This is a genomic window from Burkholderia sp. HMSC10F09, from assembly GCF_001806955.1.
GTDB lineage: Bacteria > Pseudomonadota > Gammaproteobacteria > Burkholderiales > Burkholderiaceae > Burkholderia > Burkholderia multivorans.
In genome coordinates this window covers 1-16,233 of sequence record NZ_KV786486.1, presented here as the reverse complement: position 1 = coordinate 16,233, position 16,233 = coordinate 1, and the positions used below count along the sequence as shown (strand labels likewise).

The following is a 16,233-nucleotide window of genomic DNA, read 5'->3' as shown; positions in this document are numbered from 1 at the left end:
GTGCGGCAGGCGCAGCGGACGGTGCCGCGCCGGTTGCATTGCCCGTTGCGTTGCCGGCCGCGTCGGTCGCCTGCGCGGCCGGTACGCCGAGCGCAGCCGCGCCGACGCTCAGCGACGCGACGAGACGCGCGAGAGCGCGCAGCCGATCATTGCGCACGGCTGGCCTCGCCGTTGCGTGCGGTGCCGTTCCACGGCGCGATCCAGAACAGCAGCAGCATGCCGGGGATGCCGAGCGCGGTGCAGACGAGGAAGTAGTCGAACCAGCCGATCTTTGCGACGATGAAGCCGCTCGCGGCCGACGCGAGCGTGCGCGGCACCGATGCGAGACTCGTGAACAGCGCAAACTGCGTCGCCGTGTAGCGCGGATCGGTCGTGCTCGCGATATACGCGACGAACGCGGCCATCGTCAGGCCCGTCGCGAACGTCTCCGCGCCGTAGACGATCGCGAGTGCGACCGTCATCGGGCTGAAATGCGGCGTGACCGCGACACCGAACACCGACAGCCCCGACGCGATCGCATGGCTGGCCGCGACCGTGAAGTCGTAGAGCACCGCGAGCACCGGCGAGCCGGGGCCGAGCTGTGCGAGCCACGCGAAGCCGAGCGTCGAGACCATCTGCAGCACGCCGAAGATCCACAGCCCGCGGCCGATCCCGATCTTCACGAGCCATACGCCGCCGATGATGCCGCCGGCCACGCTCGCGACGAGTGCGGTCGTTTTCGCGACGATCCCGATTTCGGTCCGCGTGAAGCCGACGTCGAGGAAGAACGACGTCGACAGCGTGGTGGCCATCGTATCGCCGACCTTGAACAGGAAGATGAATGCGATCACGAGCAGCGCGCCGGCCCAGCCGTCGCGCTGGATGAATTCGCGAAACGGCAGCACGATCGCGTCGCGCAGGCTGCGCGGCGGCGAGCCGGCCACGTCGGGCTCGCGCACGACGAGCGTCATCAGGATGCCGGGCAGCATGAACGCGCCGGTGACCGCGAACACGACGTCCCACGGCAGGTGATCGGAGAGGATCAGCGACAGCGAGCCGGGGATCAGCGCGGCGATCTTGTATGCGTTCACATGCACCGCATTGCCGAGCCCCTGTTCGGTGTCGCGCAGCAGTTCGCGCCGATAGGCGTCGATCACGATGTCGGAGCTCGCGCCGAAGAACGCGACGAGCGTGGTCAGCGCGGCGACCGTCCAGATCGAGTCGCGCGGCGACACGAAGCCGAGCGCCGCGATCGCACCGGCGACGAGCACCTGCGTGAGCAGCATCCAGCCGCGCCGGCGGCCCGGCCGCCAGCCGGGCAGGCGCGGGATGTAGCGGTCCATCAGCGGCGCCCACAGGAACTTCCACGTATAAGGGAACTGGATCAGCGCGAACAGGCCGATTTCCTTCAGGTTCACGCCTTCGGAGCGCAGCCATGCCTGCACGAGATAGACGAGCGTGAAGAGCGGCAGGCCCGACGTGAAGCCGAGAAACACGCAGATCAGCATGTGCGTGTTCAGGTAGGCGCGCCAGCCGGGATGTTCCTCGTGAGCGGTGAGTGCGGGCGCCTCGTGTGGCGTTTTCGACATGGATGACAGAAACCGGATAGCGTTGGCGGATTGCGGCGGCAGGGCAGGCAGCCGCGCGCGGCGCGAAGCCGGGCCCGCGCGTGCGGGCGAACCGGCGCGGCCGGAACTGCCGGCCGGGCGTCCCGTCAACGGCTTCCCGGCTCAGCTGCGCTTGACGCGGTAGACAGCAAGACTACCACGCCAGTTCGCTCCCCATCGAATCGGCTGACCTTCGTGCAGCACGACGCGGTCGAGGATCGTGATGCCGACTTCCGGGGCGAGCGCCTCGAAATCCTTGATCGTCAGCACGCGCACGTTCGGCGTGTTGTGCCACTGGTACGGCAGCGATTTCGACACCGGCATCCGGCCGCGCAGCACCGACAGCCGGTGCGCCCAGTAGCCGAAGTTCGGGAACGACACGATGCATTCGCGGCCGACGCGCGCCGTTTCGCGCAGGATCGCGGCCGTCTGGTGGATCGTCTGCAGCGTCTGCGAGAGGATCGCGAAATCGAAGCTGTGATCCTCGAATAGGCGCAGCCCGTCCTCGAGGTTCTGCTGGATCACGTTGATCCCGTTCTTCGCGCTCGCGAGCACGCCCGCGTCGTTCAGCTCGATCCCGTAGCCCGTCACGTCGAGTTCTTCCATCAGCAGCGACAGCAGCGAGCCGTCGCCGCAGCCGAGGTCGAGCACCGTCGAGCGCGGTTCGACCCAGCGCGCGATCGCGCGGAAGTCCGCGCGCGCGGACAGGGAGTTCAGCGCCTGCTGGTTCATGCACCCACCTCGTTGGCGATTCGTTCGTAATACGCGCGGATCAGGTTGTGATAGCGCGCGTCGTCGAGCAGGAACGCGTCGTGGCCGTGCGGCGCATCGATCTCCGCGTAGCTGACCGTTCGCTTGTTGTCGAGCAGCGCCTTCACGATTTCGCGCGAGCGTGCGGGCGCGAAGCGCCAGTCGGTCGAGAAGCTCGCGATCAGGTATTTCGCCTGCGTGTGCGCGAGCGCGGCCGTCAGATTGCCGTCGAACGCCTTCGCCGGATCGAAGTAGTCGAGCGCGCGCGTGATCAGCAGATAGGTGTTCGCGTCGAAGTAGTCGGCGAACTTGTCGCCCTGATAGCGCAGGTACGACTCGACCTCGAACTCGACGTCGAAGCTGAAGTTGTACGCGTCGAGCGCGCCGTCCGCGCGGCGCAGTGCGCGACCGAATTTCTCGGCCATGTCGTCGTCGGACAGATAGGTGATGTGGCCGATCATCCGCGCGACGCGCAGCCCGCGCTTCGGCTTCACGCCGTGCGCGTAGTAGTCGCCGCCGTGGAAATCCGGATCGGACAGGATCGCCGAACGCGCGACCTCGTTGAACGCGATGTTCTGCGCGGACAGCTTCGGCGTCGACGCGATGTCGATGCAGTGCGCGACGCGCTCCGGATACATCAGGCTCCACGCGAGCGCCTGCATGCCGCCGAGGCTGCCGCCCATCACCGCGGCGAAGCGTTCGATGCCGAACGCGTCGGCGACGCGCGCCTGCGCGTGTACCCAGTCTTCGACGGTGACGACCGGAAAGCGCGCGCCGTACGGCTTGCCGGTCGACGGGTCGATGCTCATCGGGCCGGTCGAGCCGAAGCACGAGCCGAGGTTGTTCACGCCGATCACGAAGAAGCGGTTGGTGTCGAGCGGCTTGCCGGGGCCGACCATGTTGTCCCACCAGCCGGTGCTGCGCGGATCGTCCGCGTAGACGCCGGCGACGTGATGCGACGCGTTGAGTGCGTGGCAGACGAGCACCGCGTTCGAGCGCGCGGCGTTGAGCTCGCCGTAAGTCTCGACGACGAGCTGATAGTTGCCGATCACGCTGCCGCTTTGCAAGCGCAGCGGTTCGGCGAAGTGCATGGTCTGTGGAGCGACGATGCCGATCGATTCCATTCGTTCCGCCTTATGACTGGGCGGCTAAACGGTGTCGGCGATGCGCGGAGTCGAAGATGCGCGGCTGACGACCTCTTTAGCCGCATTTGTAGTGAACCGCCGGGGAACGACGCATCGATGCATCGACGCCCCGGCCGGTTCGCGCGCCCGCAATCGAGTCAGCAAATCGGCGCGCTTCCGACATGCCGCCCAGGTGGCGGCAGTCGGCAGAGTATAGCGGAAATTGTCGGGGCGGGAAGCGCCGCCGCCGCGGCATCGACGGCCGCGATGGCGGCGGGCCGCCCAAGTGTCATCGCCAGCGATACTTCGCGGCGAGCTGCCCCTTCACCGTCGCGTAGTTCGAGAAGTTCGAGTCGACGCCGACGCTCGCCGACACGGACAGGTTGCGCGTGAGCTGGCCGGTCGCGCCGAGCTTGAACTCCGCGCGATCGCGCGGCATGCGCAGCTCGAACGGGTTGCCGTCGACGCTCAGCCGGTGCGATCCCGGCCCGTGCCACCAGTTGGCCTCGATGAACGGGCGCAGCGCCTGCGACGCCGAGATCGGCGTGACGCCATGCACGCGCACGCCGATGCGTGCGAGCACGTCGTTCGAACGCTGCACGCCGATGTAGCCGCCCGGCGAATCGTGGCCCTTCGCCTGGTAGTTCGCATAGACGATCTGGGCGGCCGGTTCGACGAAAAAGCGCGAACGGCCGTCGTCGTACACGCCGAACGCATAGCCGCCTTCGACCGATGCGGTGATCGTGCGCGACCGGTAGCTGTCGCCCGGCAGGCTGCCGCCGATGCGATTGCTGTATGCGCCGAACATCAGCCACGTATCGACATGAGGCCCGGTCAGGATGTCGCGGTTGCCGTACCAGGTCGCGTACAGGCCGGCGTTGTAGCCGTCGATGCTGCCGCGCGCCGTGGCGGGCATATAACGTTGCGCGACCGGATTCCACAACGTGCGCGTCGACCAGCTCGTCGCGCTCGCGTACAGCCCCATCGCGCCGATTCTGAAGCTGCCGCCGCGGCCGTCTTCGAGCCGGAACATGTCCGCCCCGAGGTGAAGCAGACGACCGTTGCCGCTGACGCTGCGGCCGCCGCTGCCGTTGCCGCCGCCGAGCGACGTGGACTGCCCTTGGGCGCGCAGCCATACGGCGCCGTCGCGCGCGTTCTCGTCGGTCTCGGCGCGCAGCGTCTGATCGCTGCGCTCGTGCAGCGTATGGATCGGCATCAGGATCGCGGCGTCCGCGTTCGCGAGATAGGCGTCGGGTTCCGGCGCGATCGCGCGCACGGGCGGCGGCGGCACGACTTCGGGCTTCGGCGGCACGGTTTCCGGTTCGACCGGCTGCGGCGGTGCAGGCGGCGTGGGCGGCTCAGGCGGCGCCGGCTTGGCCGCGGACACGAGGTACCAATCGTCCGCGTGGCCGGACGCGCCGCCGCGCGTCAGCATGTAGTCGTAACCGCCTGCCGAGATCGTGCCGAAATCCTTGCGATAGCCGTCGGACGCGGCGTCGAGCGCGAATGCGGCCGCCTCCGTGGTGCCGCCGTTGCGGGTTTCGACGAGCGGGATGCCGACCGTCGTCGCCGCGCCGTCGCCGCTCGTGCGCTTCAGGACGAGCGCGGTGTTGCCCGACGCGTGTCCGCCGTCGATCACGAGCTTGTCGCTCGGCGCGAGATCGTCGCCGTATACGGTATTGAGCACGACCCTGCCGTCCTGCGCCGCATAGTCGCCGTGGATCACCAGCGTCTTGTGTGCGCCGCCGGACGGCGCGGCGAACGCAATCGTGGACCGATCGAGCTTGACGCCTTGCACGGCGGAATCGCCGGTGACGGTCCACTGGCTGCCGTCCCGCATCGACACCGCGCCGACGGCCTGCGTCGCGCCTTCCCACGCCGCGCCGCGCGATAGCGCGACGTTCGTGACTACGGGCGTCGGGGTGCCGTCCTCGGCCGGCACGTTGACGATATTGCCGCGCGCGGTCGCGTTGTCGAGCAGGAGATGCACCGGCTCGCCGGCCTTGGCCGCGACGGCGAGCAGCGTGCCGTTGCCGCCCTCGATGTGTGCGCCGCCGGAGGCGCGCACGAGGCCGGCGGTCGCTTCGATCGCGCTGCCTTGCGCGCTGACGATCGAGCCGCCTTCGACGTGCAGTTCGCCGTTGAACAGGCCGGCGCCGGCCGCGTGCTCGCCTTCGGTGCGCACCGCCGTGTTCACGAGGTCGACCAGGCCGCCGTAGCTTGCCTGCACGCCGCGCGCGCGGGCACCGTGGGTGGTGATGGTGCTGTCGACCACGCTGGCGACGGAGTCGTCGCGCACCGACAGCACGCCGATCGCCCTGTCGCCGTGCGTGTCGATGCTGCTGCGGGCCACCGACACCTCCGCGCCGTCCCGCGCGATCGCGCCGGCTGCGCCGAGGCCGTGCGTGGTGACGCGCGAGTCGGCGACGTCGAGCTGCGCGCTGAGCGCGCCGAGCACCAGCTCGCGCGACGCATAGAGGCCGTGCGAGCTTTCGCCGGTCGTGATCACGTCGGTGCGCGCCATCGTCAGCGCGCCTTCGCGCAGGTTCACGCCCGGAGCGAGGAACCCGTTGGTGCGCAGCGTCGAGTCGGTAACCGAGATCGTGTTCTCGCCGATCTGGTTGATCGCCGACGACTCCGTGCCCTCCGCGGTGACGTCGACCCGTTCGAGCGTCGCATGGTTGCCGTCCGAATCGGACGACAGGCCGTGCGCGTACGCGCCGACGGTGCGGATCCGCGTGTCGGCGACCGAAACCGATGCGCCCGGGCCCGGGCCGAGATAGATGCCGTATGCCTCCTGGCCGAGCGTGTCGATCGAGCCGCCGGTCATGTCGAGCCGGTTGCCGGTGCCGTACATGCGCACGCCCGCGCCGTGGGCGTCGAGCGTATTGATGGTCGTGTTGTCGAGCCGCGCGCTGGCACCGTCGGGCAAGCCGCCGCCGTTGAACAGGTACAGACCGTAGGCCGAATTTCCGGTCGTGTGCACCTGGCTGTCGCCCAGTTCGATGCGCGAGCCGGGGCCCTCCACGGACAGGCCCATCGCGCCGTTGCCCTTCGAAAACACGCGCACGGGGCCCGCCGATGTCATCGAGCCGCCGTCGCTGACGTTCAGCACCGAATCGTAGTTGACGGTCGCGTAATCGCCGGCCGCGATCTCGACGTGCTCGCCGATCGCGTACTGCGGGTTGTTGACGACCTGCGCGACCGCGGGCAACGGCGCGAGGATCGCGGCGATCAGCGCGGAGCAGACCGATCTCGGTACGGGCGGCCGGCCCGGCATGCCGGCAGCCGCGCACAAGCCGACGCCGGCCCGACGCGTCGCGGCATGCGCGTTCGCGCGAAGGGGGAGGGATGCAGTCATGAGTCTCGAGAAAGGTGAGTGAAAGATAAAATTAAATCAATCGAGCTAAATCCCGGCAATAGGACGTGTCTGGAATTGGGGCGGCGATGGAGTGGAGGCGATGACGTGGACGCGATGAAAGCCAGGCAATGAACGAGGAGCGCGTCGCGACGAGCGGTGCCGGCGTGCCGCACGCGGATCGTGCAGCCCTGCAGCAGGCGCGAGGTTGCGCTTCGGCTTTGACGCCGCGGTATCGTCAGGTCATGCCGCGGTACGCGCGACATCGCGGCTCGTGAGGTGGGCGTCGCAGTCGGATCCGGCGGCGCGCAGTGCAAGGCGGCCGGCGAGCGTCGATCGAAGCCGCGCGGTGCGGGCGGCCGCTCGATGCGGCTGTTGGCCGGTGCGTGCCGGCAAGGCCGGAGGTAACCGACTTTGCCGTCGCGTGCCGGAAGATGCATCGCGATCCCGGGCCCGTGTTCGCTCCGGGCCCAGGATCGTCGTACGGCGCGTTACTGATAGGCGATCGAGTACATCACCGACGTCTTCACCGAGCCGGCCGTGGCCGGCCCGCCCACTGCGACGTATTGCGCGAAATACGCGAGCGTCGCCGCGCCGTTCTGGAGCGCGACCGGCTTCGAGTTTTCGTTGGCCGAGCCGAGTTTGATGATGCTCGTGTCCGCGTTCAGAACGTTCACCTCGATGGGCGTTGCGGTGCCTTCCGCGTTGATCAGGTTGCCGCTCGCCGTGTTGATGGTGTCGCCCGGTTCGAAGTGCGTATAGACGTTCCCGGTCGCCGGCGAGCAGTTCGTCAGGCTGATCGTGAACGGCGTGCGGCCTGCGCTTTTGCCGCCCTGATCCAGCGCCGTGATCGAGACCGGCGGCAGTGCGACGGTGAAGTTCGGGTTGCCGCTGTTGTTGCCGCTGATCTTGCAGGTCTGGGCCTTGATGGTGCCCGTGAACGTGATCTCGCCGTTGGCTGCATGCGAAACCGACGGTGCGAGCGACGCGAATGCCGCCACGGCGACGAGCGAGCGAAGAGTTGCTTTCATGAGTTCTCCATATGGACATCGGTAAATCAATGAAGCGAAGCGGCCGGCGCCGTGTTGCAGGGCATGGTCGAACCGGTTTCCGGCCATTCGCGTCATCGGGGGAATCCGGCTGCCTGCATTGCGCAGGCGTCCGGAAACGGTTGTCGTCCGGCATCGTTCGACAGGGAGCGCAAACGCTGCCGGGCGAGCATCGGGTCAGGCCGCGCGCTGCACGGCCTTCGATGGTCGGTGCTCACTGGTAGCTCAGCGTGAACGACGCCACGCCTTTGACCGATCCGGCCGTCACCGCGCCGGTGGCGATGTACTGGGCGGTCAACGGAATGCCGGTCGTGCTGCCCGACGCGCCGAGATGCCACTGATTGAGGTTGCCGGGGCTCGAGCTGTCGGGCCCGAAGCTGACCGGTACGCCGCCCGGTCTCAGCAGCCGCAACTGGACGCCCGAAGCGGTCGAGCCGGGCGCGAGCGTCAAGCGATCGGTCGTGTTGCCGGGCTGAGTCAGGTCGGTCAGCGTCACGTAGACGTTCGTGCCGGGCGAGCAGGACAGGCCGACGTTGAATGGCTTGTCGCCCGCGGTCGATCCGGGCGTCGGTAGCCGTGACGTATAGATGCGGTCCAGTTGCACGGACGTGTCGGGCAGCGTGGCGCGGCAGCTCTGCGGCAGCGAGGTGAGCGTTATCGGGCCGTTATGCCAAAAGATGTTTACCCCGCGGGCGTTGAGTGTCGCGTTGTTGATGATCCTGAATACGCCGAACGTATCATTGATACCTCGCTGCGCCAGGTAGGGAGACGGGTTGTAGATCAGGTCGTTCAGCTTCACGAGTTCGAGCTTGAATTGCGCCGTGCCGGAGATCGGGGCCGTGCCGGTCCGGGGCGGCATCCATTGCACGAGTCCGTGGCTGATATCGTTCTTCATTTGCTGCCCGGTGTTCAGGTTGGTGACCCGGATCGCGAGGCCGTAGTCGGCGAAGCGGTACAGGTCGCCGGGCACGCTCGTCGAAGACTTGAAAACCGTGCTATAGACGAAGCTCCAGCCGGAAGGGCTGGTTGTCGGCGGACAACTGTAGCCGATCGTCATGATGGTCGAGGCGAGTACCGTGCCGTCCGGCGCGCCGGCCGGCACGCCGATCCACTGCGGGAAGCCGAAGCGGACCGAGTGGTCGTTCACCGCCGGTACGTACGAGCAATATTGCGCATGGGCGGGCGCGGCCCACGCGATGGCGACCAATATTGCGGACAGCCAACGGACGATGTGTCTGCGTTGCACCGATCGAATCATTGCGAGATTTCCTTCATGGCGGAGGGGTTCCGGGATGCCGACACGTGCGTGTCGGCATGCTGCGTCGGCACGGCTGCTTCGCTGGCGTCGCTCACGGCCGGCCGCGAGGACAGCGGAATCGCGTACGACGGCGCGTCGGCCAGTGCGCCGCTGCCGCAGGTCGCATCGACGCGCGCATAGTCCGCGTCCTTGTGCGGCGCCGTCGGAAGCCGGTACGAAAACGAGCAGGCGTCTTGCGGGCCGTTGCCCCACTTCGCGGTCAGCACGCCGCTGTCCGGGATGCCGCGCACGAACAGGTGGCTGCTCTGCGCGATCACGCCGACGCTGGCGCCGCTGCTGTCGAACACGTGGGTGCCGAACGGCAGCGGCTTGCCGTCCGGCAGGCGCGGCGTGATCAGCGCCGAGCGGCCGGTCGTGGTGGCGAAGCGCACGGCCACGAGCGCATTGGCGCGCGGCGCGATCTGCTGGCTCGTCGATTGCAGCTCGACGTCGAGCGGAATGCCCTTCGGATCGATGCTGATCGTGTTCAGCGTGTAGGGCGTCAGCGACGGCACGATCGCATAGCCGCGGCCGTCGATGCGGGTGCCCGTGCCGCTCGTGACGCGCGCGCCTTTCGCGTCGCGCGCTTCGACGAGCGCAGCCGTTTCGCCGAGGTCGTTGGCGAGCGTGATGCCGCCGGCATGCGCGACGACTGCGCCGGACAGGCCGGCAGAGAACTGCGATTGCCCGGTGCCGCCCGATGCGCCCGCCGATACGCTCGCATACGGTGCGCGATATTGCGCGGTACCGCCGCCGTTCAGCGTGCCCGGCGTGCGGCTGCCCGTGACGCCGTACGAGAATTCGCCGCTCTCGCCGGCGGAGCCGGTCAGCCCGACCAGTTGCGACGTGCCGCCGCGCGTGTCGCGCGACAGCGAAGCCGACAGCGTCGGCGCATACGCGCGCTTGCCCAGCGGGATCGTCACATTGGCGTAGAGCAGGTTGCTGAACGCCTGCGAAAAGCCGTCGCGCTGGCGCGAGAACGACAGGTTGTAGCCGACGTTCTGGCCGGCCAGCTTCAACGTGTTGCTGTAGCCGAACTGGAGGCTCGTCGTCGAACCCGGCTGATTCCAGTAGTTCTGCATCGACCCGATCGCATACGCGCTGCCCCAGCGCGTGCCGAAGCTCTGGCTGACGGTCAGCTGCAACTGGCTGCGTTCGCGTGCGACGTCGTCGGGGTTGCGGCCGGCCGCCGCCGCGCTGCGCGCATAAAACGCGTTGCGCGCCGTCCAGAAGCCGCGCGACGAGTAGCGATAGGCGGCGATCGCGAGATTGGTGTCGGTCGCCGGCAGCCGCTTGCTGTAGGTGACGCGGGCGCTCTGGCCGGTCGTCGCGGCGGCGCCCGGAATGTCGGCTTTCGCCTGCGTGAAGTCGACCGCGAACGCACCCCAGTGCGTATTGAACGCGCTGCCGACGAGCCCCGCGACATAGCCGCGCGCCGCGATCATGCCCGCGTAGCCGGTGAACAGGTTGCTGAAGCCGTGCTGGATCGTCGCCTGAGAGAAGTTCGGGTGCGCATCGACCAGCGGCTCGCGGAACTGGCCGAGCGCGACGCTGAAGCGCGTATTTCCTTCGCGCAGCGACTGCGATACGGACGCATACGGCACCGTGAAGCTGTGTGTGCTGCCGTTCGCCTCGGTGACCGTCACCAGCAGGTTGCCGCCATAGCCGGTCGGATAGAGATCGTTGATCTCGAACGCGCCGGGCGGCACGTTGGTTTCGTACAGCGTGTTGCCGTTCTGCGAAATCTTCACGTGCGCGTTGCTGTTCGCGACGCCGCGAATCAGCGGCGCATAGCCGCGCAGCGAGTCGGGCAGCATGCGGTCGTCGGTGGCGATCGTAACGCCGCGCAGCCCGACGCTGTCGAAGATCGAGCCGTCAGTGAACACCTCGCCGAACGTGACCTGGCTGCGCAGCGCCGGCAGGTCGCGCTGAACGTAGGTCGACACCGGGCTGTAGCGGCCGGCATTGCCCGAACTCCACATATACGAGCCGTTGTGCCGCAGATGCCAGCCGGCGACGTTGATGCCGCCGTTCAGGCCGAGGTAGGCCTGCGTGTTCGAGCGTCCGAAAGACGACGAGCGGTAGGTGTTGAAGTTGTACTTCAGCGTGGCCGACGGAATGCCGGCGTCCCACAGTTCGGGACTCACGTAGCCGCGCGGCCGACGTTGCAACGCAGCCTGCGGAATGGTCAGATCGAGGCGGAATTCTGCTTGATCGAAACGGTACGACGCGCCGTCGGCGAGCAGCGCGAAGCGTCCGCACTCGCCGGCCTGGATCTTCGCGAGCTCGGCGCGGCCGGCCTCAGTCAGCGCGGCATCGTCGAGCGCGATGCGGGTCGCGAGCGACGTGTCGACGCACAGCGAGGCGTCGTCGCCGCCCGGCGCACCGACGAATCGGACCGCCGAGCGGCCGATCCAGGTGCCGTTCAGCACGATATCGGCCGTGTATTGGCCGGGCGCGACCGGATTGCCGCGCGCGAATCGCGACACGTCGATGCGCTGGCCCTGGCCCTTCAGCAGCAGCGCGTCGCTAAAACGGACTTCGGGCGGCTGCCGTGCTTCCGAAGCAGCGGCCCAGCCGGCATGCGTGGCGGCGACGCCGCCAAGCGCCGCCAGTACGCACGCATGACTCGGCTTGAGCGCGAACTGCAATCGCTCGCGCGACTTGATTGACTTGCGCATCCGGTAAAGGATCCTGTTGGATGAAGAAACTTCCTGGGTGCCGGCGTGGACGCCCGCGCGACGGGCGCCGGTTATCTGGCGGGTTGAGGCACGGCCTTGCCGGCAACGCCGGTGCCGTAGTCGTCGAGATACGTGTAGTCGACTTCCACCGGGCCGCCGGGCAGGGCCGTGAGCCCGTCGATGCCGAACGTGGCGGTCGCGCCGGGGTCGACCATTCCGCCGAGCAGATTCGTTCGGACCGTATTGCCCGTCTTGAGCGCGACGCGGCTGAACGTGACGTGGTAAGGCGTCGGGTTGTGCGCTTCGAGGCCGTAGCGGCCGCCGTCGATGCGTGCGAGCTTCCACGTGACCTTCGACGGAGCGTCGGCGGCGCTGCTTTCCAGCGCGGCCGGCCGGAAGAACAGCTTGATGCGCGAACGGAACGCCAGTTGCAGCGCGTTGGGCTGCGCTTCGGCGTTGTCGGCTTCGGGTGGGACTTCGAGCACGTTGAGCCAGAACAGCGATTCCCTGTGTTGCGGGAGTGCGTCTTTCGTGTAGAGCACGCGCAGGCTCTGGCCCTGGCCGGGATCGATGCGGAACAGCGGCGGCGTGAGGATGAACGGCGCGTTCGTTTCGTCGGGCAGCGCGTTGGCATTGCCCGCATCGATCCACGCCTGAACCAGCGCCGGCTTTTCCCCTTCGTTGGTGAGCCTCACCGTCACTTCGCGGTCCTTTTCCGGATAGACGACGCGTGTGCCGCCAATCACGACGCTCGCCTGAGCGCTTCCGGCGACGAGCGAGACGAGCGTAGCGACGGCGAGCGTCCACGCTTTCCATTTTCCGGCGTATCGATTCATATTGATCTGGAGTGGCGGAGTAATCGAATGCGGCAATTCGGCGATCGGGTTATTCAAAAAAAGAAAAAACCGATCGCCGAGATTTACCGACCTTTATTGATAAACGAGCGAATAGAGAACCGAGGTGTTGACGGAGCCGGAGCCTGCGGCGCCGCCCGTCGCGACGTATTGCGCGATGTACTCGAGCTTCGCCGAGCCCGACGCGATCGCGACCTTCGCGGTGTTTTGCGACGGATGGCCGACGCCGAGCTTGATGACGCTGCGGTCCTTGTTGAGCAGCCCGACTTCGACGTTCTGCGCGGTGCCCGACGCGTTTTTCAACTGGCCGGTTGCGGCGTTGACCGTCGTGCCCGGTTCGAAGTAGGTCGACACGTTGCCGCTGCCCGGCTGGCAGTTGGTCAGCATGATGTTGAACGGCGTATCGCCGGTTCTCGTGCCTGCAGAACCGAGCGACGACGCGACGATTTCAGGCAGCGCCACCGTGAAGTTGGGGCCGCCGGTGCTGTTGCCGGAAATCTTGCAGGTCGTGCCGGAGATGTCGCCGGTCACCGTGATGGTGCCGTCCTGCGCGTGGGCGGCCGGCAGCGCGCAGATGCCGGCTACCAGCAGAGCGGCGCGCAGCGCCCGGGGTAATCCTTGAGTCGAAAATTGAACCATCGTTCTGAATCTCGCAGGTTGGTTATGAACGAATTCGAAATGTTTCAATCATTTGTCATTTCGGTGCTTTGTAATGCAAATGAAAGAAAATTTCTGCGAGATTTTCGCTTTGGCGGTATGGCGCGGCAAGTTGGATGAGTACGAAAAATTATCGAAAGCGAGATTGATAAGACCGGTTTTGTTTTGAGACTTTTCGTCTCGATTTATTTTGTCGATTCGATCGGAAATCGTTATCCCGCTCGGGCTGCGTGTGCGCGGCCTGCTCGAAGCGGACGACGTGCGGCCGGTCGCGGGCCGGGTGTCGGGCGATCGGCAAGGGAGGAGGAGGAGGAGGGCGCGGCATGCGTGCGGCGCCCCCGATGCGCGGCTTCGGACGGGTTCGACCGGCCGCCGCGGATGAACGGCCGAGCGATCGGGCGATCGGGCGCGCGGCGCGGCCGCGTGCCGCCGATGCGTTACTGGAGGATCAGTTGCAACTTCTGTTCGGCAAGTTCGCCGGGCGGTTTCGTGAAGCCGCTGCGCGTGTAGCGCTGCCACGCGCCGACCGCGTAGCCGACGAGGAGGCTCGCGCGAACGGCCGGATCGTAGCCGGCCGGAAGCGGCGCGCCGCTGCCGGCGGCCGCCGTGCGCTCGGCCAGCGCGACGCGCAGGCACTGCCGGACCGATGCCTCGATCCGCTCGAGCATGCGATCGATGCGCTCGGCGAGCCGCTCGTGCTCGCCGACGAGCGCCTCGCCGGTCAGCACGCGCGTCATGCCGGGGTTCTTCGCCGCGAAATTGAGCAGCATCATGCCGATCGCGCGCGCCTGGAGCACGCCGTCGGGCTCCTTCGCGGCGATCTGGTTGATCAGCCCGAAGAACGTTTCTTCGATGAATTCGATCAGGCCGTCGTACATCTGGGCCTTGCTCGCGAAATGCCGGTAGAGCGCGGCTTCGGACACGTCGAGCCGTGCCGCGAGCGCGGCCGTCGTGATCTTCTCGCGCTTCGGCGCCTCGAGCATCGACGCGAGCGTCTGCAGGATCAGCATGCGGCGCTCGCCCGGCTTCGGTCGGGCGCGCGCTCGCGCGGGTGTGGCCTGGTCGTCCGTTACGCGGTGGTCCTGCGGGTGAGTCGGCTGCATTTTTGTCGCCCCGATCGAGTGCCCAGTCGGAGCGATTTTAGCGAACGAATTCGCCGGTCGACATAATGCGGGCGGCCGGTGGCCGGCAGATGGCCCGGCAGGTGGCCGGTGATCCACACCGTGCCGATGCCGAGGCGCTTGTAGCGCTTCAGGTGGCCGCGCGTATCCTCGACGAGGATCGCGTCGGTCAGCCGCGCGTGCGCGGCGCGCAGCGCGCGGCGCAGCATCGTGTGGTCGGGCTTCGCGCGCCAGGTGCGGCGGTCGCGCATGTGCTCGATCGCGATCACGCGCTCGAACAGCCGCTCGATGCGCAGCTCGCGCAGCACCGCGCGCGCATAGCGCTCCGGCGCGTTGGTCAGCACGATCTTGCGGCCCGGCAGGGCGGCGACGATGCGCGCGAGGCCGCGCTCGGCGCGCAGCATCGCCGGCAGGTCCGAAAACGTGTGGACCGCGCGCAGGAAGTCGTGCGGATCGATCGGATGATGGCGCGTGAGGCCGAGCAGCGCGGCGCCGTAGCGCTGCGTGTAGCCGGTGCGCAGGCGGTCGGCTTCGGCGCGATCGACGCCGAGCGTGTCGGTGATGTATTGCGTCATCGCGCGGTTGATCTCGGGAAAGATCGCGTGCGATGCGTGGTGCAGCGTGTTGTCGAGATCGAACAGCCACACCGGCGCGCCGGCGTGCGGCCGGCTGCGCGAGATGCGCCGGCGCCGCAGCGGGGCCGGCAGGTCCGGACTGGCCGGCGGGCGGCGCGTGCTCAATGCGAGCGGATCATCGTGCCGAACGGCTGCTCGGTCAGGATTTCGAGCAGCACCGAATGCTCGATGCGGCCGTCGACGATATGGACCGACTTCACGCCGCTCTTCGCTGCGTCGAGCGCCGACGAGATCTTCGGCAGCATGCCGCCCGAAATCGTGCCGTCTTCGAACAGCGCGTCGATCTCGCGCGCGGACAGATCGGTCAGCAGGTTGCCTTCCTTGTCCATCACGCCCGGGATGTTGGTCATCATCACGAGCTTTTCGGCGTTCAGCACCGTCGCGAGCTTGCCGGCGACGAGGTCCGCGTTGATGTTGTACGACAGGCCGTCTTCGCCGAAGCCGATCGGCGAGATCACCGGGATGAAGGCGTCGTCCTGCAGCGCCTTCACGACGGCCGGGTTGATCGCCTCGACTTCGCCGACCTGGCCGATGTCGATGTACTCGCCCGGATTGTCGCGGTCCGGCATCAGCAGCTTGCGTGCATGGATCAGGCCGCCGTCCTTGCCGGTCAGGCCGACCGCATGGCCGCCGAAGTGATTGATCAGCATCACGATGTCCTGCTGCACTTCACCGCCCAGCACCCATTCGACGACTTCCATCGTCTCTTCGTCGGTCACGCGCATGCCCTGGATGAACGTGCCCGCCTTGCCGATCTTCTTCAGTGCGTGATCGATCTGCGGACCGCCGCCGTGGACGATCACCGGATTGATGCCGACCAGCTTCAGCAGGATCACGTCGCGCGCGAAGCCCTGCTTGAGCCGTTCTTCCGTCATCGCATTGCCGCCGTATTTGATGACCACGGTCTTGCCGTGATAGCGGCGGATATACGGCAGCGCCTCGGCAAGGATTTCTGCTTTCAGCGTAGGGGCGATCTGCGAGAGGTCGAGGGGCTCGGACATGGCGGCGGCTCTGGCTGGGAACGGTTGAAACAGGGCGAATTGTACAGGAGTGGCGCAGCGCAGCATCGGTTTTTGGGTCGGCCGAACGGCCGGTGCCGAGCGCCGCGCAGAACGCGCGGC

The 16,233-nt window shown here is 67.3% G+C and carries 12 protein-coding genes; all 12 read right to left on the bottom strand.

The features are described from left to right. Positions 1–146: 146 nt before the first annotated feature. A complete protein-coding gene (locus HMPREF3115_RS00190) occupies positions 147–1,568 on the bottom strand; it encodes an AmpG family muropeptide MFS transporter (RefSeq protein WP_006410842.1) in 1,422 nt (473 codons plus the stop codon). Between the two features lie 141 nt (positions 1,569–1,709). Beyond that, positions 1,710–2,318 (bottom strand): methionine biosynthesis protein MetW, encoded by a 609-nt coding sequence (gene metW, locus HMPREF3115_RS00185; RefSeq protein WP_006401872.1) that lies wholly within the window; start codon positions 2,316–2,318, stop codon positions 1,710–1,712. Then, positions 2,315–3,460 (bottom strand): homoserine O-succinyltransferase MetX, encoded by a 1,146-nt coding sequence (locus tag HMPREF3115_RS00180; RefSeq protein WP_006401873.1) that lies wholly within the window; start codon positions 3,458–3,460, stop codon positions 2,315–2,317. The genes metW and HMPREF3115_RS00180 overlap by 4 nt, the downstream gene beginning before the upstream one ends. Positions 3,461–3,749: 289 nt before the next feature. After that, positions 3,750–6,740 (bottom strand): autotransporter family protein, encoded by a 2,991-nt coding sequence (locus HMPREF3115_RS00175; RefSeq protein WP_070553128.1) that lies wholly within the window; start codon positions 6,738–6,740, stop codon positions 3,750–3,752. Positions 6,741–7,309: 569 nt separating this feature from the next. Beyond that, a complete protein-coding gene (locus tag HMPREF3115_RS00170; protein ID WP_006407200.1) occupies positions 7,310–7,849 on the bottom strand; it encodes a fimbrial protein in 540 nt (179 codons plus the stop codon). 232 nt (positions 7,850–8,081) lie between these two features. Next, complete coding sequence (locus HMPREF3115_RS00165) at positions 8,082–9,125, bottom strand: fimbrial protein (protein ID WP_059939034.1); 1,044 nt, start codon at positions 9,123–9,125, stop codon at positions 8,082–8,084. Further along, positions 9,122–11,845: a fimbria/pilus outer membrane usher protein gene (locus HMPREF3115_RS00160; RefSeq protein ID WP_070553127.1), complete on the bottom strand. Its 2,724-nt coding sequence runs from the start codon at positions 11,843–11,845 to the stop codon at positions 9,122–9,124. The genes HMPREF3115_RS00165 and HMPREF3115_RS00160 overlap by 4 nt, the downstream gene beginning before the upstream one ends. A gap of 71 nt (positions 11,846–11,916) precedes the next feature. Continuing rightward, complete coding sequence (locus HMPREF3115_RS00155; protein WP_053297810.1) at positions 11,917–12,681, bottom strand: fimbrial biogenesis chaperone; 765 nt, start codon at positions 12,679–12,681, stop codon at positions 11,917–11,919. Between the two features lie 93 nt (positions 12,682–12,774). Continuing rightward, a complete protein-coding gene (locus HMPREF3115_RS00150; protein WP_006407196.1) occupies positions 12,775–13,338 on the bottom strand; it encodes a fimbrial protein in 564 nt (187 codons plus the stop codon). 455 nt (positions 13,339–13,793) lie between these two features. Then, positions 13,794–14,459: a nucleoid occlusion factor SlmA gene (gene slmA / locus HMPREF3115_RS00145; RefSeq protein WP_035947428.1), complete on the bottom strand. Its 666-nt coding sequence runs from the start codon at positions 14,457–14,459 to the stop codon at positions 13,794–13,796. Then, positions 14,426–15,217, bottom strand: a complete 792-nt coding sequence (locus HMPREF3115_RS00140; protein WP_070553125.1) for a pyrimidine 5'-nucleotidase — start codon at positions 15,215–15,217, stop codon at positions 14,426–14,428. Before HMPREF3115_RS00140 ends, slmA begins: the two co-directional genes overlap by 34 nt. After that, positions 15,214–16,113, bottom strand: a complete 900-nt coding sequence (gene argB, locus HMPREF3115_RS00135; protein WP_006401887.1) for an acetylglutamate kinase — start codon at positions 16,111–16,113, stop codon at positions 15,214–15,216. The genes HMPREF3115_RS00140 and argB overlap by 4 nt, the downstream gene beginning before the upstream one ends. Positions 16,114–16,233: the final 120 nt, after the last annotated feature.

What these genes read in the sequence shown, in the direction of transcription:
- HMPREF3115_RS00190 (WP_006410842.1), bottom strand. Translation starts at nt 1,568, where the DNA reads ATGTCGAAAACGCCACACGAGGCGCCCGCACTCACCGCTCACGAGGAA.
- metW (WP_006401872.1), bottom strand. Translation starts at nt 2,318, where the DNA reads ATGAACCAGCAGGCGCTGAACTCCCTGTCCGCGCGCGCGGACTTCCGC.
- HMPREF3115_RS00180 (WP_006401873.1), bottom strand. Translation starts at nt 3,460, where the DNA reads ATGGAATCGATCGGCATCGTCGCTCCACAGACCATGCACTTCGCCGAA.
- HMPREF3115_RS00175 (WP_070553128.1), bottom strand. Translation starts at nt 6,740, where the DNA reads ATGCCGGGCCGGCCGCCCGTACCGAGATCGGTCTGCTCCGCGCTGATC.
- HMPREF3115_RS00170 (WP_006407200.1), bottom strand. Translation starts at nt 7,849, where the DNA reads ATGAAAGCAACTCTTCGCTCGCTCGTCGCCGTGGCGGCATTCGCGTCG.
- HMPREF3115_RS00165 (WP_059939034.1), bottom strand. Translation starts at nt 9,125, where the DNA reads ATGATTCGATCGGTGCAACGCAGACACATCGTCCGTTGGCTGTCCGCA.
- HMPREF3115_RS00160 (WP_070553127.1), bottom strand. Translation starts at nt 11,845, where the DNA reads ATGCGCAAGTCAATCAAGTCGCGCGAGCGATTGCAGTTCGCGCTCAAG.
- HMPREF3115_RS00155 (WP_053297810.1), bottom strand. Translation starts at nt 12,681, where the DNA reads ATGAATCGATACGCCGGAAAATGGAAAGCGTGGACGCTCGCCGTCGCT.
- HMPREF3115_RS00150 (WP_006407196.1), bottom strand. Translation starts at nt 13,338, where the DNA reads ATGGTTCAATTTTCGACTCAAGGATTACCCCGGGCGCTGCGCGCCGCT.
- slmA (WP_035947428.1), bottom strand. Translation starts at nt 14,459, where the DNA reads ATGCAGCCGACTCACCCGCAGGACCACCGCGTAACGGACGACCAGGCC.
- argB (WP_006401887.1), bottom strand. Translation starts at nt 16,113, where the DNA reads ATGTCCGAGCCCCTCGACCTCTCGCAGATCGCCCCTACGCTGAAAGCA.